This is a genomic window from Acidovorax sp. Root275, assembly GCF_001428965.1.
GTDB lineage: Bacteria > Pseudomonadota > Gammaproteobacteria > Burkholderiales > Burkholderiaceae_C > Acidovorax > Acidovorax radicis.
In genome coordinates this window covers 1085869-1104022 of record NZ_LMJH01000008.1, presented here as the reverse complement: position 1 = coordinate 1104022, position 18154 = coordinate 1085869, and the positions used below count along the sequence as shown (strand labels likewise).

Below are 18154 nucleotides of genomic sequence, written 5' to 3'. Positions count from 1 at the left end.
AAGGCATTGCTGCCGCCACAGCAGGCAGCTGAGCAGCAATCAAAGGCAAGGCGAGCGAAACTCAGGCCGCAGACACGACGGCAGCGCCAAAGCGCTTCTCAATGTACTGCTCGACAATTTGATGGAACTCATTGGCAATGTTGTCACCACGCAGCGTCATGGCCTTTTCGCCATCGATAAACACAGGCGCGGCAGGAGCCTCTCCCGTGCCAGGGAGGCTGATGCCGATGTCTGCGTGTTTGCTCTCTCCAGGGCCATTGACGATGCATCCCATCACTGCGACGCGTAAATTTTCGACGCCGGGATAGCGAACGCGCCACACAGGCATCTGGGCACGCAGAAAATCGTCGATCTGCTTGGCAAGGTCCTGAAATGTTGTGCTGGTGGTACGGCCACAACCTGGGCACGCGGTAACACTGGGGACAAATACACGCAATCCCAATGCCTGCAATATCTCCGAGGCGACCACCACCTCTTGGGTGCGCGCTTCACCAGGCTGGGGGGTCAGAGATACACGGATGGTGTCGCCAATCCCCTCTTGCAACAGCACAGACAACGCGGTAGCCGACGCTACTGTGCCCTTTGTGCCCATGCCTGCTTCGGTGAGTCCCAGGTGCAACGCGTAGTCACAGCGACGCGCAAGTTCGCGGTACACGGAAATCAGGTCCTGCACACCACTGACCTTGCAGGACAAGATGATCTGATTGCCATCCAGGCCCATTTTTTCCGCCCGATGGGCGGACTCAATGGCTGACGTGATTAGCGCCTCGTACATGACCTGGCGCGCCTCCCAAGGCTTGGCGCGACGGCTGTTGGTGTCCATCAAATTGACCAGCAAATCCTGGTCAAGACTGCCCCAATTCACTCCGATCCGCACGGCCTTGTTCCAGCGCATGGCCGCATCAATCATCTGACCAAATTGTCGATCCCGCTTGTCGCCCTTGCCAACGTTGCCGGGATTGATGCGGTACTTGGAAAGAGCTTGCGCGCAGTCAGGAAATTCGGTGAGAAGCCGGTGTCCGTTGTAGTGGAAATCTCCCACCAACGGCACGCTTTCTCCCATCCGGTCCAACTGTTCACGGATGTAAGGCACTGCCGCCGCCGCCTCGGGGGTGTTCACGGTAATCCGGACAAACTCCGAGCCAGCCTGTGCCAACTCCTTCACCTGTATAGCCGTACCAATGGCATCCACGGTGTCGGTATTGGTCATAGACTGCACACGCACCGGCGCGTCCCCGCCCACGGTTACCACGCGCGAACCCCATACGATCCTGGCCTGGCGCGACCGCCGAGGCAAAGGGGACGCTATAGCAATGGGATCCATCTCACACGGTAGCTTTTCCACTATTTCACCTCGAAGCGAGCTACGTTTTCACGCGAAACCGTCGTCAAGTCAAAAGGTTTTCCACGCACGAACACCTCCGTTGCGTCTGCACGACCGATGACGACAGCAAAGGGCATCTGTCCAGCGACCGACACCGACTCACCTGCCGCCAGATTGCGCTGTAACGCCACAGCGCCTGCCGAGTCCCGTACCTGCACCCAGGATTCACTGCGCGCGCGCAACACCAACGCACCTGCCGGTGGGGTGGCCGCACTGGCGGCAACAACCGGGGCAGAGGCGACGTCGTTGGCAACCGGAGCAACGGCGGCGGGGCGTGTCAGTTCCGGGCGCCCCACTGCCGGCGATTGAGGACTTTCGGGCACACGCTCCGCAACCGCGGATACTGCACCCGAAGCACCCCCTACGGGGGGGATCGCCTGCTGCTCGACGACATGAACGGCAGGGTTGGCGGGCGCAGATGCCGCAGACGGACTCGTTGCACCGTCCTGTGGCCGAGGGAAAAAGACCAGGACCAGCGCACCCGCCAGCAATGCCAAAACGACCACCGTCACAGACCGTGAGGTTGATCCCGACGAAAAGGACGCCGAGGAGGAAGACGACTTCCCAATACTCCCTTTTACCGGAGCATTCAGTCCTGCGCTGTCAGTTGCCAAGCGCGGGCTTTTACTTTGCGGCAACAGTGACAGAATCGGCGCGGGATCCAGCTTAAGCGTCCTGCACATGCTGGAAGCAAGCGCGCGCACAAACACCGTATCGGGCAAGGCTTCGTAGTTATCCGCCTCCAGCGCCTCCAGCTTGCTGACAGGTACCTTCAGCGCCACAGCCAGGGCAGCGATGTGCATACCAGATGCTTGCCGCGCCTCTCTCAGCAACCCACCCGCGGTGGCCCCGTCACTCTCCAAAACCTCACTCATTGAAAGCCCCACGCTCGAATGCACCCAATTCCCGCGAATCCGGGAAACGCTTGCGCAACTGGTCCGCCAGTTGCTTCATGGCCACGGAGTCGCCCAAAGTGCGCTCCACCTTGATTCCCAACCACAACGACTCGGAGTTGGCAAACTGGCTATTGTTGAGGCGCCGGATATAGAACTGCGCCCGGGTCAATTCATTGCGCCGCAACAAAAGCGCCGCCAAGTGGTAACCCACCACAGGATTCGCCGCATCCAGCTCATAGGCCTTCAGCATGGACTGCTCAGCCTCCGCGAACTGACCAGCACCCGACTGGCAAAGTCCTCGGGCCATCAACGTCTTGCTGCGCGCCGTGTAAGACGGACTGGTGAGGGCCCGAGCAAAATGCTGATCCGCTTCCGCATATTTTTGCTGCTGGCACAACAACCATCCATAGTTGTGCAGCAGATTGGGATCTCCCCCGCGCAAAGCCAATGCTCTGCGAAAACTATCGTCAGCCTGGACAAGGTCGCCCAACCGCATGTAAATGAGACCGCGGAGATTGAAAGCATCGGCATACGTGGGATCGGCCACCAACGCCTGTTTGACTTCGTCGAGCGCTACGGCCGTCTGGCCATTCTCGAAGTAGTTGGAAGCAAGCTCCAGGCGTATGCGGGCGCGGCGCCTCGTTTCTGGCTCGTCGGACGGAGTAATCAATCCGGCATTGGTATCGGCGGCAGGCATCCCATTATTGGTGGTAGCACACCCCTGAAGTGCCGCCACACAGGCCGCCACACTACATGCCGTGAGCGTCCAGCGGCCCCATTGCTGCCAGCGTCCAATCAATCCCACCATGTAGAGCCTCCTTGAAGTATGCCGATTGCTTGCTGATCAAGTCACCGGTTTGAGCACGATTGTCCGCTGCTTTGCCATGCGCTCAGCAGCCCGCGTGCGGTCCTTGACATCCCCCGCGAGTTGGCCACAAGCAGCGTCGATATCATCCCCGCGAGTCTTGCGCACGGTCGTGACAATACCCGCTTCGCTCAAGACTTTGGCAAAGGCCAACACCTGGCTCTGCGGCGAACGCAAAAGCCCCGATGCAGGAAAAGGATTAAAAGGGATGAGGTTGAATTTGCAGCGCACCCCTTCCCCTCGGGCCGGCCTGACCAATTCGATCAACTGCCGCGCATGCTCCACCTGATCATTGACCCCGTCGAGCATGCAGTACTCAAATGTGATGAAGTCACGCGGCGCATGCGCTAGATAGCGATTGCAGGCAGCCAACAATTCGTCAATAGGGTACTTGCGATTCAGCGGCACCAGGTTATCGCGCAGCGGATCGTTCGGTGCGTGCAGCGACACTGCCAGAGCCACAGGACAATCCTGGGAAAGGCGATCCATCATTGGAACCACGCCCGACGTGGACACGGTCACCCGCCGACGCGACAAACCATACCCGTGGTCATCCAACATGGTGCGCAAGGCAGGCACGAGAGCCGAGTAGTTTTGCAGAGGCTCGCCCATCCCCATCATCACCACGTTCGATATGACGCGGTCCTCGGACTTGAGGCGTTGACGCAAGGAATGTTCAGCAAACCAAAGCTGGGCGATGATCTCACCCGTGGTCAGATTCCTGCTGAAACCCTGGTGCCCCGTGGAGCAAAAACGACACCCCACAGCACAGCCGGCCTGCGAGGAAATGCACAGGGTTCCCCGGTCATCCTCAGGAATGAAAACAGCCTCGACCGCATTCCCATCTCCCACGTCAAACAGCCACTTCACCGTGCCGTCCGAGGAAACATGTTCGGAGACGACGGGTAGGGCTTCGACACGAGCGCAGCCTTTGAGCTTGTCGCGCAAGGCCTTGGCCAGGTCGCTCATGGCGTCAAAGTCACTGGCGCCGCGCTGATGAATCCAGCGGAACAGCTGGGTGGCGCGAAACCGCTTTTCACCCAACTGCTGGCAGAAGGCCGCCAGACCGTCGAGGTCAAATTCCAATAGGTTGGTGGTCGTCACTGCGCTCCCCCCTGGGTGGGCCGAACGCAGTCGTCCCCATGGCGCAGGTCTCCCACGTTTGCGGGAACAGGCATGGGGACACCCATATCAGCGCGAGTAGATGTTCAGGCCTGGGAAGAAGAAAGCCACTTCTGCCTGGGCCGTTTCAGCCGCGTCGGAGCCATGCACTGCGTTGGCATCGATGCTGTCAGCGAAGTCGGCGCGGATGGTGCCAGCTTCTGCCTTCTTGGGGTCCGTAGCACCCATGAGTTCGCGATTCTTCAGAATCGCGTTTTCGCCTTCCAGGGCCTGGATCATCACAGGGCCGGAGATCATGAAGTCCACCAGGTCCTTGAAGAAAGGACGCGCTTTATGCACTGCGTAGAACTGCTCGGCTTCCAGGCGCGACAGGTGGGCCATGCGCGCTGCTACAACCTTGAGGCCAGCCGCTTCAAAGCGTGCATAGATCTGACCGATAACATTCTTGGCCACTGCGTCGGGCTTGATGATGGAGAGAGTGCGTTCGATTGCCATAGTAATTTCCTGAATTGATGTTGCTGTATTTTCGTTTGCCCACCGGACAAAGCCCTCGATTCTAACCGGGGAGACCTGCGCTACGCGCGCTTAGCGCCCGCCTCCGCGACGAGGGCCTCCCCCACCGGGGCGTCGCTTGTCCTGGCGGTGCCGCGAGAGACTGTCCATGCCGATATAGCCTACCGATGTTTTCATCGGGTCGGGTTGTGCGGCTCCGCGCTGGCGGTCACCACCACCGCTACCACGGTCGGAACCCTGCCCTCCGTCGCGGCGCGGTTTCTGACCACGGGGACCACCCGATGCCCCCTGCGACATGTCGCGGCGCGGACCATCACCCACACGAGGGCCACTGCGCCCACGGTTGCGCTTGTTGCCACCTCCCCGCCCGCCGGCAGCATCCGAACCTTCGTCCGGACGGCCTTCAACAGCCTCCGGGCGCCCCGCACCAGCCGCCTGTACTAGGGCACGGATATCACCCTCGTCAAGCTCCAGCCAGGCGCCACGCTTGAGTCCACGCGGCAGAACCATGGCACCGTAACGGATACGGATCAGTCGGCTGACCGCGTGACCCACAGATTCGAGCATGCGACGCACCTCACGATTGCGCCCTTCGGAAATGGTGACCCTGTACCAGCAGTTGGACCCTTCGCCGCCACCGTCCTCGATAGAACCAAACGACGCCATGCCATCGTCCAGCCGCACACCATCCAGCAACTTCTGCTTCTCCTCGTTGCTGAGGGCGCCGAGCACACGCACGGCGTATTCGCGCTCCAGCCCGAAACGGGGATGCATCAGCTTGTTGGCCAGCTCGCCCGAACTGGTAAACAGCAGCAGGCCTTCGGTATTCAGATCCAGACGTCCAACCGACTGCCACTTGCCCTGCATGAGCCGGGGAAGCTTGCGAAAGACGGTGGGCCGGTTCTGCGGATCGTCGTGGGTCACCACTTCGCCCACAGGCTTGTGGTACGCAATCACGCGCGCAGGAGGAGGGTCGATGCGGTAGCGGATGGGTTTGCCATTGACCTTGACCTGGTCGCCGAACTGGATGCGCTGCCCGATATGGGCAGGCTCATTGTTCACCGAGATGCGACCTTCCAGAATGAGCTGCTCCATCTCCAGACGCGAGCCCAACCCCGCCTGGGCCAGCACCTTGTGGAGCTTCGGAGTTTCCACCTGGGGCAACAGCACGCGCTTGGCGGGAACCGTCTCTGCAGAGGCATCGTCCTCGTCAAAGCGGCCCGACACCACATCTTCAAACTCATAACCCTGCACAGCGGGCACAACGGCTTTGCGCTTGTCCCGAGCAACCCCTTCAGCGCGTGGTTGCCGCCCCCTGGCGTCCCCACGGTGCTGGCGCTCGCCTTGCCCTGGCGCGTTCATCGCGTCAGGAACACCTGCCTGAACCGTTGCAGGCTCGGCCACAACCAGTGCATCCACAGGCACATTCTGCTGAAGAGACCGGGACAGCAACTCGACGCCCGGGGCTGGTGCCGTGGCAGCATCCCGCCGATCCGCAACAGCGCCGCCCTCGGCTTCCACGTTGTCCACTGGCTCGGCCTTCTTCTTGCGCGGAGCACGTTTGGCAGCGACCTTTTTGGGCGCTGCGGCAGCCGCTGAAGGATCAGCCTCCGGCAGATCAGCCGGAATTTCGGGGGTCGAGTCGTTCATCAAGTATTTCCCTGGATACCACCCGGGGTATCGGCATCGTCATCGCGGAGATCCGTCTCCACATTCTGAAAAAAATCGTCCACCTGCGGCCACTGCCCACTGGCAGCAACAGTCTCTGAAGACTCAAGTGACTGGGCATCTGAGCCCATCGCCACCAGCTCAGCCTCTGGCTCTATCACTCCCTGCGCAGCAGCAGCCATTGCCTCCAACACGTTCGCATTGCCTGAGGGGTCGTCGAGCACCGGCAGTTGATCCAGCGACTGCAATCCCATGTCATCCAGGAACTGCCGGGTGGTTGCAAACAGCGCCGGGCGCCCCACCGTTTCCCGGTGCCCGATGACCTCGACCCAGCCACGGTCTTCCAACTGCTTGACGATCAGGCTATTGACCGTCACCCCCCGGATGTCCTCAATGTCGCCCCGTGTTACGGGCTGGCGATACGCAATGATCGCCAGTGTCTCCATGGTGGCCCTCGAATAGCGCGGAGGCTTTTCGGGGTGCAACCGGTCAAGGTATTCACGCATTTCGGGACGGCTCTGGAAGCGCCACCCTGTGGCCACCTGAACCAGCTCTACACCCCGCTGCGCCCATTCCAGCTGCAACTCCTGCAGCAGCACCTTGAGCGTGTCCGACCCCAATGCATCATTAAAAAGCACTCGCAGCTCGCGCAGGGGCACAGGCTGCTGCGCGCAGATCAGCGCAGTTTCGAGGACCCGTTTGGCATCCACCGTGTTCATGGTTCAGCGATTCCTGGAAAAGTGCCACGCGTTGCAACGGGTGGCACATCAACAGCAGGGGGCAATCAATGGCGCGCTGTGCAAGGGCGCTGGCGCGACGCAAGAGCCCGGCGGGATTCCGTCTACGGGCTGGGGGGGCCAGTCTGGCCGTCAGGGCGCATTGTAGCCCAGCCCCCACAAGGAGAGTGCCTGGCGCATGTCTTCGGGCACGGGCGCATGGAATTCCAGCGCCTCGCCCGTGACGGGATGCACAAAAGCCAGGCGGTAGGCGTGAAGGGCCTGCCGCTGCATCGCGCCAACCGGCGCGCCCCCATAGAGGCTGTCCCCCACCAGCGGGTGCTTCAGGGATGCCATGTGCACCCGTATCTGGTGGGTACGCCCGGTGTGCAGCGTGCATTGCACCCAACAGCCTTCGTCCGAACCAGCCAACCAGCGCACGTCGGTCCGCGCCAGCTTGCCCGCATGGAGCGCCAGGTCCACCACAGCCATGCGCAGGCGGTTGCGTGGATCTCGGCCGACGGGAGCATCCACCGTGCGGCTCTTGGGACCTGACCATGCGCCGTGGGCCAGGGCCAGGTACTGGCGCTGCACCTTGCGCTCCGCGATCAGTGCGACCAGCGCGTCCATGGTGGAGCGATCCCGTGCCACCACCATCAAGCCGCTCGTGTCCTTGTCGAGCCGGTGGACGATGCCGGCACGCGGCACGGTCAGTGCTTTTTCGTCGCGGGCGAGCAGGCCGTTGAGCAAGGTGCCACTCCAGTTCCCGGGCGCTGGATGGACCACCAGGCCCGCTGGTTTGTTCACTACCAGCAGATGCGCGTCCTCATGGACGACCTCGATCTCCATGGGCTCGGGTCGGAAAGCCTGGCTTTGCAGGGTGGGCCGCATTTCCAGCACCACCTGATCGCCCACCTTTACGCGGGTAGCGACCTTGGTGACCGGCTTGCCGTTGAGGCTCACCAGGCCCTGCGCCAGCAACTGCTGCAGATAGCTGCGCGAGAACTCGGGAACCAGATCGGCGAGCGCCCGGTCCAGCCGGGCGGCATGTTGCCCGGCGCCGATCTGCGCGGAGCGAAGCTCGCTCCCCGATTCTTCCGCAAGCCCCTCCGACTCTTCGTTCAGCAGGTCATCCACGGTTCGGACCGGGTCCTGCACATCACCGGTTGCACCCACGGACGGTAGCGCCACAACAGCGGGATTCAACGGGGAGGCAGGTAACGCGACGGATCGACAGGCTTGCCCTGGCGACGAATCTCGAAGTGCAGCTTGACCCGGTCGGCGTCAGTGCTACCCATCTCGGCAATTTTTTGCCCCTTGCGCACAGCCTGATCCTCCTTGACAAGCAGGGTCTGGTTGTGGGCGTACGCCGTCAAAAACGTGTTGTTGTGCTTGAGGATGACAAGATTGCCATATCCGCGCAGCCCCGCCCCTGAATACACCACACGGCCATCGGCAGCGGCCAGGACCGGGTCCCCCGCCTTGCCAGCAATGTCATACCCCTTGTTGCGCGCCTCGTCAAAACCGGCAATCAACGAACCTGGGGCTGGCCAGATAAACGCCATGTCATCTTCTGCTGCAGCCTGGGGAGCCGCAGGCGTGGCGGGTGCCACTGCCACCACGGGGCCAGAGGCCGCCGAAGTGGCAGGCTTGGCCGCGCTGGCAGCGGGCGCTGGTGTGCTGGCAGGTGCTGCAGGCGTCACGGTGGAGGACGTGACAGGCCGCGTTACCACGCCACTGTCCGAGGCGACTGCCTGCGAAGCAGCTACCGGCGGCGCCACGCGCAGCACCTGGCCGACTTCGATCAGATTTGCATTGTCGAGGCTGTTCCAGCGCGCAATGTCTTTCCAGCTCTGGCCAGATTCCAGCCCGATGCGGATAAGGGTATCTCCTGGCTTGACCGTGTAATAGCCTGGTTTGCCAGCGTTCTCGGCGCCAGGCAGCGGCTTGACGGGGGCGCCAACCACCACACCGGGTTGTGCGGAAGAAGAAGGTGTGGAGGAGGATGTGCCTCGGTCTTCCACTGGAGCCTTGTTCAGCCGGGTACCGCAGCCGGTGAGCGCAAAACCCGCCAGTGCCACAGTCAACCCAACCACAAGACCACGCGATACGAACATAAGCAATTCCCTTCAGGCAATCCCCGATTTTAGAGGGACAAAATGCACAGGCTCCAGCACGCTTTGTTTCAATCCGTGCGGAGTTTTGTCGATCACAAGCAACATCTGCTGCCCACCCGCCAGTGCCATGGGTGCAACCAGCCTGCCGCCAACGGCCAATTGATCGCACCAAGCCTGGGGCACGGCATCGCCACCAGCTGCGGCAATGATGGCTGCATAGGGTGCGCCCTTGGCGTAGCCCAACATGCCGTCACCAAACAGCAAATGAACATTGGCCAGGCGAAACGGGCGCAGATTGTGGCGCGCCTTGTCATGCAGGCCACGCAGGCGCTCCAGCGTGTAGACCTCGCGTGCCAGGTGGCTCAGCACGGCGGCCTGGTAGCCGCAGCCCGTGCCGATCTCCAGCACGCGCCCCAACCCACCGGTGCGCGCACCTTCAGCCCCCAAAAGCAATTCACACATGCGGGCAACGACATTGGGTTTGGAGATGGTCTGCCCGAGGCCAATCGGCAGGCTTGTGTCCTCGTACGCCTGATTGACCAGGGCACTGTCCACAAAACGATGGCGCTCCACAGTGCCCATGGCCTGCAACACCGCCGCCGACGTGATACCACCAGCCGCCAGTTTCTGCACCATGCGCGCGCGGACCGCCGCAGAGTCCAACCCGATGCCTACCGGGGCTGCCGCCACTGGATTGCGGGCGGGCGTCGCCACCGGCGCGGTCCGGGCTGGAGCATGTCCAGACCCCGGCAACCGGGCTGGAAATCCTGGGCGGCGCTGCATCAGAGCTCAGGGGCGCCAGCCGCCCCTGCCGCAAGCCGGGACGCCGTTTGCGCCCAGTAGCCAAGGTTGTCGTGGTCGGTCAGATCCACCTTCAGCGGCGTGATGGACACATGGCCCTGCGCCGTGGCATGGAAATCCGTGCCCTCCGCGTCATCCTTGGCTGCCCCTGCGCCACCGATCCAGTACATCGCCTCGCCCCGGGGGCTTTCCTGCACGATCACACGCTCGGCCGCGTGGCGGCGCCCCAGGCGGCACAGCTTGAGGGGCTTCAGCGCGTCGAGGGGCATGTTGGGAATGTTCACGTTCAGCAGCCACGGTGTTTCGTTCACGAGCTTCTGCGCCAGCATCTGCGCAACGATTTCGCGCGCCTTGGCCGCAGCGGCCTCGATCTCGCCCCACCCCTTGTCCACCTGGGAGAAGGCAATGGCAGGAATGCCAAACAGATAGCCCTCCATGGCCGCGCCCACCGTGCCCGAATAGATGGTGTCATCGCCCATGTTGGCGCCATTGTTGATACCCGACACCACCAGATCGGGCCGGTAGCCCAGCAGCCCCGTCAGGGCGATGTGCACGCAGTCGGCTGGCGTTCCGTTCACATAGCGAAAACCGTTGAAGGCCTTGTGCACATACAGCGGCGAGTGCAGCGTCAACGCATTGGACTTGGCGCTGTTGTTGTGCTCGGGCGCGACCACTTCCACCTCCACCCCATCAAGGGTTTTCAAGGCATCGTGCAGCGCAACGATGCCCGGAGCCTGGTAGCCGTCGTCGTTGGAAATCAGAATTTTCATGGGTTGCGGTGGAGCTTGCAACGGATTGTAGGTGGGGCGTCCGGCCTTGGCCCCACGGCCAGCCCCCGTCGCTCGTGGGACATCGCGCGCCCGGTTGCCCCGCCTATCATGCAGCCCACATTGACAGGAGACTTTTCCATGCACGCTTGGCTTTGCACCAACCCCACCGGCGTTGACGCCCTGGCCTGGACCGAACTGCCCACGCCCTCGCCCAAGGCGGGCGAGGTGCTCATCGAGATCAAGGCCGCCAGCCTGAACTTCCCGGACCTGCTGATCGTGCAGAACAAGTACCAGATGAAACCGCCGCTGCCCTTCGTGCCCGGCTCTGAATACGCAGGCGTGGTCGCGGCGGTAGGCGATGGGGTCACCCACCTCAAGGTCGGCCAAAACGTGGCCTGCCTGTCGGGCACCGGTGGTTTTGGCACCCACACCCTTGCCCCGGCGGCCCTGTGCATGCCACTGCCCGACGGTTTTTCGCATGTGGACGCCGCCGCGTTCATCATGATCTACGCCACATCCCACCATGCGCTGGTAGACCGTGCACAGCTCAAGGCCGGCGAAACCGTGCTGGTGCTGGGCGCTGCCGGGGGCGTGGGCACAGCAGCCATCCAGATTGCCAAGGCGATGGGCGCGCGCGTGATTGCAGCAGCCTCCAGCGACGAAAAGTGTGCGCTGTGCACCTCCATCGGCGCGGACGCCACCATCAACTACAGCAAAGACAACCTGCGCGACGCCATCAAAACACTCACCGACGGCAAGGGCCCCGACGTGATTTATGACCCCGTGGGCGGCGACTTTGCCGAGCCCGCCTTCCGCTCCATCGCCTGGCGTGGCCGCTACCTGGTGGTGGGTTTTGCGTCCGGCCCCATCCCGGCCCTGCCCTTCAACCTGGCACTGCTCAAGGGTGCCTCCATCGTGGGTGTGTTCTGGGGCGACTTCGCCAAGCGCGAGCCCAAGGCCAACGCCGCCATGATGGGCGAGCTGGCGCAGTGGTACGCCCAGGGCAAGATCAAGCCCGTGATCGACCGCACCATGCCCATGGCCGAACTGCCCGCCGCCTACGCCCACATGGGTTCGCGGGGGGTGATGGGCAAGCTCGTGATGGTGAACTAGGAATCCCCTGCAGCGGCTGCGGCGTCATCCCCGGGGGACGCCAGTAGCCAGGCCAGGCCCATTCCACGGCGCCTGCAGGTCTGCCGCCGCGCCAGTGCGATCCACAGCGCCCCCCACCAATAGGTGGGGCAATGTGCGAGCCGCTGTGTCACACTCGTGCCTCCTGATTTCCCCCGACACTGGTGTCCGTACATGGCCGACCGACCACCTTCCGAAATTGCGCGCGAGACGCTCAAGCAGCTGACCGCCCGCCGTCTGCCCCCGACGCCCGACAACTACCTGGCGCTGTACGACGAGATCTCAGGAACCCGCAGCCCCCAGCCGTTCCCGGAAGGCCCGCTGCACCACATCCTGAGGGTGTTGCCAGGCCAAACCCCCGCACAAAAGCGACTGCTGGGGCAATTTGAGCGCGCCGTCAACAACAAAGACTGGACTTCGCTACAAAGTGTGCTGGTCGGCTACGCCAACCTGGGGCTGAACCCGGCGGCGGCGGCGGCCACCCCAGTAGAGACAGCGGCAGATGCCCCGGGCACCGCCAACCCTGGCGTCCTGCCGGACGAGTTTGCGCAGATGCTGGCCCGCCTCATCGACAACACGATGCCCGCGCTGGGCGAGGACGATGCCCGCGTGATCGAGATGGCGGAAAAGCTCATCGCCTTTCTGAAAGAACCCGCACCGCCCATCTCCACCGTCCAGCTCATGCTGGGCAACTTCACCTACCGGCTGTCGTTTGCCACCGAAGACCAGGCCGCCATCCGCTCCAGCCTGCTGGAGTTGCTGCACATGGTGTTCGAGAACATCGCCGTGCTCAGCGTGGAAGACCGCTGGCTGCACGGCCAGGCCGAGGCACTGATGGCCGCCTCCACCCCGCCGCTCACGCTGCGCCGCCTGGACGATGTGCAGCGCCGGCTCAAGGACGTGATCTTCAAGCAGACCGAGGCCAAGGCCCGCACGGTCGAGGCGCAGGAGCAGATGAAGGACATGCTGGCCACGTTCATCGAACGCCTGGCCAAGATCACCGCATCCAGCACCACCTACCAGGGCACGATGGCCCGTTGCGCCGACCTGATCGGCAAGGCCAACACCCTCGAAGAAATCGCCCCCGTGCTGCAGGAAGTGATGACCGCCACCCGCTCGATGGCGCTGGACAGCCGCGTGGCGCACGACGAACTGCACGACCTGCGCGAACGCACCGAAGCCAAGCGCGCCGAAGTCGCCAGACTGCAAGAAGAGCTGGACCGCGCCAGCGCCCAGGCCCGGCACGACCCGCTCACGGGCTCGCTCAACCGCAAGGGCCTGGACGAAGCCATGGAGCGAGAAATTGCCCGCGCACGCCGCCTGGGCTCGCCGCTGTGCCTGGCGCTGCTGGACGTGGACAATTTCAAGACCATCAACGACCGCCTGGGCCACTCGGGCGGGGACGCCGCGCTGGTGCACCTGGCCCAGGTCACGCGCGAGGTCATGCGGCCACAGGATCTGCTGGCGCGCTATGGCGGCGAGGAATTCGTGCTGGTGCTACCCGACACCCCGGCGGAAAGCGGCGTGGCCGCCATGACGCGGCTGCAACGCGAGCTGACCACACGCTTTTTCCTGCAGGGCAGCGAGAAGGTGCTCATCACCTTCAGCGCCGGGGTCGCCCAGCTGCACGACAGCGAAGACAGCGCCGATGCCATCCGCCGTGCCGACCAGGCGATGTACCTGGCCAAACGATCGGGCAAAAACCGCGTCATGGCCGCATAGGGTGATGAAACACCCCCTGAGTCGCCTTCGGCGCCTTCCCCCTCTCCTTCGGGAGGGGGACGCCACCAGCGCGGCGGGGTGGCCCTTGCGCGGTGGCCGCTGGCCTGGACTGCGCCCGTTTTAAGCGCAGCGCATATATCCAGCCCGCCGCAATGACACAAGAGCAGCGACGAATCTTTTTGCGGCACGCCGCCTGGGCTGCCGCTGCCGTCACCTTGCCCCGCTGGGCGTGGAGCAACCCGCCGTCGCTACACGCCAACCCGTTCGCGTTGGGCGTGGCCAGTGGAGACCCGGCGCCCGACGGTGTGGTGCTGTGGACGCGGCTGGTGCTGGCCGACCCGGCGCAGATGCAGGCCACCCACACCGTGCGGTGGGAGGTGGCGCACGATGTGCGTTTTGCGCAGATCGTGCAAAAAGGCGAAGCCACCGCCCTGCCCACGCTCGGCCACAGCGTGCATGTGGAGCTGCAGGGCCTAGCACCAGGCCGCTGGTACCACTACCGCTTCATGCTGGGCGATGCCATCAGCACGGTGGGCCGCACGCGCACGGCCCCGGCACCCGGTGACCTGCCAGACGCGCTGCGCCTGGCGTTTGCATCCTGCCAGCGCTGGGAACACGGCCACTACGCCGCGTGGCGCCATCTGGTGGCCGACCAGCCCGACCTGGTGCTGTTCCTGGGCGACTACATCTACGAGTACGCCACGCCCAAGAACACCACCGACCTGGCCCGTACCCACAGCCTGCGCCTGGCCAGCACGCTGGCCGACTTCCGTGACCGCTACGCCCTGCACAAAAGCGACCTCGCCCTGCAGGCCGCCCACGCCGCCTGCCCCTGGGCCGTGACCTGGGACGACCACGAGGTGCAAAACGACTACGCCGCCAGCACAGGGCATGCGGGCCGGGGCGACGACGCCAGCTTCCTGGCGCTGCGCGGTGCCGCCTGGCAGGCCTTTTACGAAAACATGCCGCTGCGCGCCGCCAGCCTGAACCGGCCATCCCCCGACACCCGCTGGGATGCCCTGCAGGTGTACCGCCGACTGCGCTGGGGGCGTCTGGCCCACATCCACCTGCTGGACAGCCGCCAGTACCGCAGCTGGCAGGCCTGCCGCTCGCCCCAATCCGCCAGCGCCGGTGCCGTGCGCGCCGCCGACTGCGCCGACCTGGCCAGCCCCGCCCGGACACTGCTGGGCACGGCGCAAGAGCAGTGGCTGCACGCGGGCCTGGCCACAGACGCCCGCGACCAGAACACCACGCGCTGGAGCGTGCTGGCGCAGCAAACCCTGTTTTCGCCACGCCACTACCCCTCGGGCGTCACGTCCACCGACAGCTGGGACGGCTACCCCACCGCCCGCGCACGCCTGCTGCAGGCCGTGGGCCAGCATGCTCCGCGCAACACCGTGCTGCTGGGCGGCGACATCCACCAGAACTATGTGTGCCGCGTGCACGCCGATCCCGACCGCCCCGATTCGTCCGTCATCGCCAGCGAGTTCTGCGGCACCTCCATCAGCTCGCGCTCGGGCACCACGCAGGACAAGGTGGATGCCATCGTCCGGCACAACCCGCACGTGCTGCTGGCCCGCTGCGACCAGCGCGGCTATGGCCTGGCCGACATCACGCCCGCGCGTTGGACCACCACCCTGCGCGTGCTGGATGACCCGCTGCGCGTGGACAGCACCGCCACCACGCTCGCCCAGTTTGTGGTGGAAGACAAGCGGCCTGGCCCTGTACGTGTCTAAGCGCACGCCCGCAGCGCAATTACTCCTGTTTTAATAGCTTCCAGCGCTTTTCCATCAAGCGCTAGAGGCCAAAAACATTCATATTTTCAAAGCCTGTAGCGTGATGTAACGCTGCGGCGCCCCGCAGCGAAGGCGACTTACCATGGCCGCTTCTTGCACCGAAGGAGCCGCCATGTCAAAAGCACCCACGCCCAGAACGCTCGCCACGCCCTCTCCCCGCGCATTCAACAGAACACGGCTCGCCACTGCGGCCCTCACCACCCTGGTCGCCATCGCAGGCTGCGCCAGCGCCCCCTCACAGTTCGCCTACACCGTGCCGGCCCAGCCCGAAGGCTCATCGGGCTACACCGAAAAGCCCGGCTGGGCCACCGAGAAGTTCGCCGTGGCGGCCGCCAACCCGCTGGCGACCGATGCGGGCTACCAGATCCTCAAGGCCGGGGGCTCGGCCATCGATGCCGCCATCGCGGTGCAGATGGTGCTGACGCTGGTGGAGCCCCAGTCAAGCGGCATCGGTGGCGGCGCCTTCCTGCTGCACAGCACCGGAAAAACCGTGGAGGCCTATGACGGCCGCGAGACCGCGCCCGCTGCCGCAGACGAGAAACTCTTCCTCGGCGCCGACGGCAAACCCGTGCCGTTCTACGACGGCGTGGTGGGCGGCCGCTCGGTCGGCGTGCCCGGCACCGTTCTCATGCTGGAGCTGGCGCACAAGCAGCACGGCAAGCTGCCCTGGGCCACGCTGTTCCAGCCCGCCATCACCCTGGCCGAGGGCGGATTCAAGATCAGCGCGCGGCTCAACACCCTGGTGGCGGCGGACCCGCACCTCAAAAAGGACCCGGTGGCCGCCGCCTACTTCTACAAGGCCGATGGCGATGCCCGCGACGTGGGCGTGAACCTGCGCAACCCCGAGCTGGCCGCCGTGCTGCGCAAGATTGCCGCCGAAGGCAGCAAGGCCCTGCACGAAGGCGAGATCGCCCAGGCCATCGTCGACAAGGTGCAAAAACACCCCACCAACCCCGGCAAGCTCAGCATGGCCGACCTGGCCGGCTACCAGCCCAAGAAGCGCGAGGCGCTGTGCCACGACTACCAGGTGGCCAGCAAAGACTTCCGCGTGTGCGGCTTTCCGCCGCCCAGCTCGGGTGCCATTGCCATCGGACAGATCCTGGGCATCCTCAAGAACACCGACGCCGCCGCCAAGCCGCTGCAGGACGGCCTCCCCTCGGCCGACTGGCTGCACCTGTACACCGAAGCCGCCCGCCTGGCCTTTGCCGACCGCGCGCAGTACGTGGGCGACCCCGACTTCGTACAGCCGCCTGCCGGCAGCTGGAGCAGCCTGCTCGCCCCGGCCTACCTGGCCGAGCGTGCCAAGCTCATCGGCGCGCAGAGCATGAAGGCGGCGCAGCCCGGCAACCCCGGCGCTGTGAAAACCAGCTATGCGCCCATGCCCGACCAGCCCGAGTACGGCACCAGCCACATCAGCATCGTCGACGCGTTCGGCAATGCCGTGGCCATGACGACCACCATCGAAGACCAGTTCGGCGCGCGGCAGATGGTCAAAGGGTTTTTGCTCAACAACGAGCTCACCGACTTCAGCTTTGCCCCCGCCGACGCCCAAGGCCAGCCAATCGCCAACCGCGTGCAGCCCGGCAAGCGCCCGCGCTCGTCCATGGCACCCACGCTCGTGTTCGACAAGGCCACAGGCGAGTTGCTGATGAGCGGCGGCAGCCCCGGCGGCGCGGCCATCATCCACTACACCGCCAAGACGCTGTACGGCGTGCTCAACTGGGGCCTGATGCCGCAGCAGGCCATCAACCTGCCCAACTTCGGCTCCATGAACGGGCCCACGCTGCTGGAGGAAAAACGCTTCCCGCCCGCCACGGTGGAAGCCCTGCGCGCGCGTGGCGCCGAGGTGCGTGAGATGAATATGACGAGCGGGTTGCAGGCCATCACGCTGGGCAACGCCCATGGCAAGAAGCTGTGGATGGGCGGCGCCGACCCGCGGCGTGAGGGTGTGGTGATGGGCGACTGAGACAACCTATTTTTGCAGCAAAGAGGCCGACAACGCTCTTCCATAAAGCGCAAATAGCTATCAAAAAAAAGCGTTCTGCGGGCACGGCCGCAGAACGCCTTTGTGGCCTTCGGACTCAACGCCGCCGCGGGATCCCGCAGGCGTCGCTCACTGCTCGGCGATCACATCCACGAACACCAGCGGCTCCGTGCCGGTGTTCACGAGCCCATGCGACTCGCCCTTGCGCACGATGGTCACGTCGCCCGGCTTCACGGCCACGTCCTTGCCATCCTTGTCGCGGAAAGTGCCCCGACCCGAGACGATGATGTAGGTGTCTTCGTTGGTCGTGTGCTTGTGGTAGCCGATGGAGTCGCCCGGCTGCAGCGTGAGCCAGCTGATCTCCTTGATGGCGTGGTCCTTGAGCGCCTTGTCGCGGGTGAAGGCGTACTCACCGATCAGCGTGCCCTTGCCTCCGCCGGCCGCTTCCTTGTTGGCCTTGATCAGCTCTTCCTTGGTGAACACCTCGGCCAGCGCCGGCGCGGCGGCCAACGCCAGGGCCATGGCGGCGCCCGCAGTGCGGACCAGGGTCTTGTTATGTGTTGTTGTCATGAAGTCTCCTCGGTGGATGAAGCCGCAGCTGCGCCGTGCAGCCTGGTGCGGCAGCCACGCCCGCGTGCAACAGGGCGTGTGCCGGGGAGCATGTTAGGG

The 18154-nt window shown here is 64.2% G+C and carries 16 protein-coding genes; 4 read left to right on the top strand and 12 right to left on the bottom strand.

Going from position 1 to position 18154, the window contains the following annotated elements; all coding sequences use genetic code 11:
* Positions 1 to 61 precede the first annotated feature (61 nt).
* From ispG to surE, 11 genes are all read right to left on the bottom strand, one after another.
* Positions 62 to 1324, bottom strand: a complete 1263-nt coding sequence (gene ispG, locus ASE52_RS15020; RefSeq protein ID WP_057227288.1) for a flavodoxin-dependent (E)-4-hydroxy-3-methylbut-2-enyl-diphosphate synthase — start codon at positions 1322 to 1324, stop codon at positions 62 to 64.
* A 20-nt stretch (positions 1325 to 1344) separates the two neighbouring features.
* The gene (locus tag ASE52_RS15015) at positions 1345 to 2259 is read right to left on the bottom strand and encodes a helix-turn-helix domain-containing protein (protein ID WP_057227125.1); all 915 of its coding nucleotides are present in this window, start codon (positions 2257 to 2259) and stop codon (positions 1345 to 1347) included.
* Positions 2252 to 3088, bottom strand: coding sequence for a type IV pilus biogenesis/stability protein PilW (gene pilW / locus ASE52_RS15010; RefSeq protein ID WP_057227124.1), 837 nt, complete (start codon positions 3086 to 3088; stop codon positions 2252 to 2254). Before pilW ends, ASE52_RS15015 begins: the two co-directional genes overlap by 8 nt.
* 36 nt (positions 3089 to 3124) lie before the next feature.
* Positions 3125 to 4249, bottom strand: coding sequence for a 23S rRNA (adenine(2503)-C(2))-methyltransferase RlmN (gene rlmN / locus ASE52_RS15005; RefSeq protein WP_057227122.1), 1125 nt, complete (start codon positions 4247 to 4249; stop codon positions 3125 to 3127).
* Between the two features lie 87 nt (positions 4250 to 4336).
* The gene (ndk, locus tag ASE52_RS15000) at positions 4337 to 4762 is read right to left on the bottom strand and encodes a nucleoside-diphosphate kinase (RefSeq protein WP_010464162.1); all 426 of its coding nucleotides are present in this window, start codon (positions 4760 to 4762) and stop codon (positions 4337 to 4339) included.
* A 90-nt stretch (positions 4763 to 4852) separates the two neighbouring features.
* Positions 4853 to 6430: a pseudouridine synthase gene (locus tag ASE52_RS14995; RefSeq protein WP_057227121.1), complete on the bottom strand. Its 1578-nt coding sequence runs from the start codon at positions 6428 to 6430 to the stop codon at positions 4853 to 4855.
* Positions 6430 to 7167, bottom strand: coding sequence for an SMC-Scp complex subunit ScpB (gene scpB / locus ASE52_RS14990; RefSeq protein ID WP_057227119.1), 738 nt, complete (start codon positions 7165 to 7167; stop codon positions 6430 to 6432). The genes ASE52_RS14995 and scpB overlap by 1 nt, the downstream gene beginning before the upstream one ends.
* A 150-nt stretch (positions 7168 to 7317) precedes the next feature.
* Positions 7318 to 8301: an RluA family pseudouridine synthase gene (locus tag ASE52_RS14985; RefSeq protein ID WP_241777016.1), complete on the bottom strand. Its 984-nt coding sequence runs from the start codon at positions 8299 to 8301 to the stop codon at positions 7318 to 7320.
* 65 nt (positions 8302 to 8366) lie between these two features.
* Complete coding sequence (locus tag ASE52_RS14980) at positions 8367 to 9281, bottom strand: peptidoglycan DD-metalloendopeptidase family protein (RefSeq protein WP_010464155.1); 915 nt, start codon at positions 9279 to 9281, stop codon at positions 8367 to 8369.
* 12 nt (positions 9282 to 9293) lie between these two features.
* Positions 9294 to 10064 (bottom strand): protein-L-isoaspartate(D-aspartate) O-methyltransferase, encoded by a 771-nt coding sequence (locus ASE52_RS14975; RefSeq protein WP_057227114.1) that lies wholly within the window; start codon positions 10062 to 10064, stop codon positions 9294 to 9296.
* Complete coding sequence (surE, locus tag ASE52_RS14970; RefSeq protein WP_010464148.1) at positions 10064 to 10852, bottom strand: 5'/3'-nucleotidase SurE; 789 nt, start codon at positions 10850 to 10852, stop codon at positions 10064 to 10066. The genes ASE52_RS14975 and surE overlap by 1 nt, the downstream gene beginning before the upstream one ends.
* 138 nt (positions 10853 to 10990) lie before the next feature.
* On the opposite strand from surE, the gene ASE52_RS14965 reads away from it, so the two are divergent.
* From ASE52_RS14965 to ASE52_RS14950, 4 genes are all read left to right on the top strand, one after another.
* Positions 10991 to 11965: an NADPH:quinone oxidoreductase family protein gene (locus tag ASE52_RS14965; RefSeq protein WP_057227112.1), complete on the top strand. Its 975-nt coding sequence runs from the start codon at positions 10991 to 10993 to the stop codon at positions 11963 to 11965.
* A 192-nt stretch (positions 11966 to 12157) separates the two neighbouring features.
* Entirely contained in the window at positions 12158 to 13705 is a 1548-nt protein-coding gene (locus ASE52_RS14960) for a GGDEF domain-containing protein (protein ID WP_010464145.1), read from the top strand.
* A 152-nt stretch (positions 13706 to 13857) separates the two neighbouring features.
* Positions 13858 to 15441 carry an alkaline phosphatase D family protein gene (locus ASE52_RS14955; protein WP_057227110.1) on the top strand — a complete coding sequence of 528 codons (1584 nt, stop codon included), beginning with the start codon at positions 13858 to 13860 and terminating at the stop codon, positions 15439 to 15441.
* Between the two features lie 172 nt (positions 15442 to 15613).
* Positions 15614 to 17467 (top strand): gamma-glutamyltransferase family protein, encoded by a 1854-nt coding sequence (locus ASE52_RS14950; RefSeq protein WP_198928109.1) that lies wholly within the window; start codon positions 15614 to 15616, stop codon positions 17465 to 17467.
* 147 nt (positions 17468 to 17614) lie between these two features.
* On the opposite strand, the gene ASE52_RS14945 is transcribed toward ASE52_RS14950, so the two are convergent.
* On the bottom strand, positions 17615 to 18055 hold the full coding sequence (locus tag ASE52_RS14945; protein WP_241777009.1) for a cupin domain-containing protein: 441 nt from the start codon (positions 18053 to 18055) through the stop codon (positions 17615 to 17617).
* Positions 18056 to 18154: the final 99 nt, after the last annotated feature.

Excerpts from the sequence above, each read along its gene's own strand:
- ispG (WP_057227288.1), bottom strand. The coding sequence starts at position 1,324 with ATGGATCCCATTGCTATAGCGTCCCCTTTGCCTCGGCGGTCGCGCCAG.
- ASE52_RS15015 (WP_057227125.1), bottom strand. The coding sequence starts at position 2,259 with ATGAGTGAGGTTTTGGAGAGTGACGGGGCCACCGCGGGTGGGTTGCTG.
- pilW (WP_057227124.1), bottom strand. The coding sequence starts at position 3,088 with ATGGTGGGATTGATTGGACGCTGGCAGCAATGGGGCCGCTGGACGCTC.
- ndk (WP_010464162.1), bottom strand. The coding sequence starts at position 4,762 with ATGGCAATCGAACGCACTCTCTCCATCATCAAGCCCGACGCAGTGGCC.
- ASE52_RS14995 (WP_057227121.1), bottom strand. The coding sequence starts at position 6,430 with ATGAACGACTCGACCCCCGAAATTCCGGCTGATCTGCCGGAGGCTGAT.
- scpB (WP_057227119.1), bottom strand. The coding sequence starts at position 7,167 with ATGAACACGGTGGATGCCAAACGGGTCCTCGAAACTGCGCTGATCTGC.
- ASE52_RS14980 (WP_010464155.1), bottom strand. The coding sequence starts at position 9,281 with ATGTTCGTATCGCGTGGTCTTGTGGTTGGGTTGACTGTGGCACTGGCG.
- ASE52_RS14975 (WP_057227114.1), bottom strand. The coding sequence starts at position 10,064 with ATGCAGCGCCGCCCAGGATTTCCAGCCCGGTTGCCGGGGTCTGGACAT.
- surE (WP_010464148.1), bottom strand. The coding sequence starts at position 10,852 with ATGAAAATTCTGATTTCCAACGACGACGGCTACCAGGCTCCGGGCATC.
- ASE52_RS14965 (WP_057227112.1), top strand. The coding sequence starts at position 10,991 with ATGCACGCTTGGCTTTGCACCAACCCCACCGGCGTTGACGCCCTGGCC.
- ASE52_RS14960 (WP_010464145.1), top strand. The coding sequence starts at position 12,158 with ATGGCCGACCGACCACCTTCCGAAATTGCGCGCGAGACGCTCAAGCAG.
- ASE52_RS14955 (WP_057227110.1), top strand. The coding sequence starts at position 13,858 with ATGACACAAGAGCAGCGACGAATCTTTTTGCGGCACGCCGCCTGGGCT.
- ASE52_RS14950 (WP_198928109.1), top strand. The coding sequence starts at position 15,614 with ATGTCAAAAGCACCCACGCCCAGAACGCTCGCCACGCCCTCTCCCCGC.
- ASE52_RS14945 (WP_241777009.1), bottom strand. The coding sequence starts at position 18,055 with ATGACAACAACACATAACAAGACCCTGGTCCGCACTGCGGGCGCCGCC.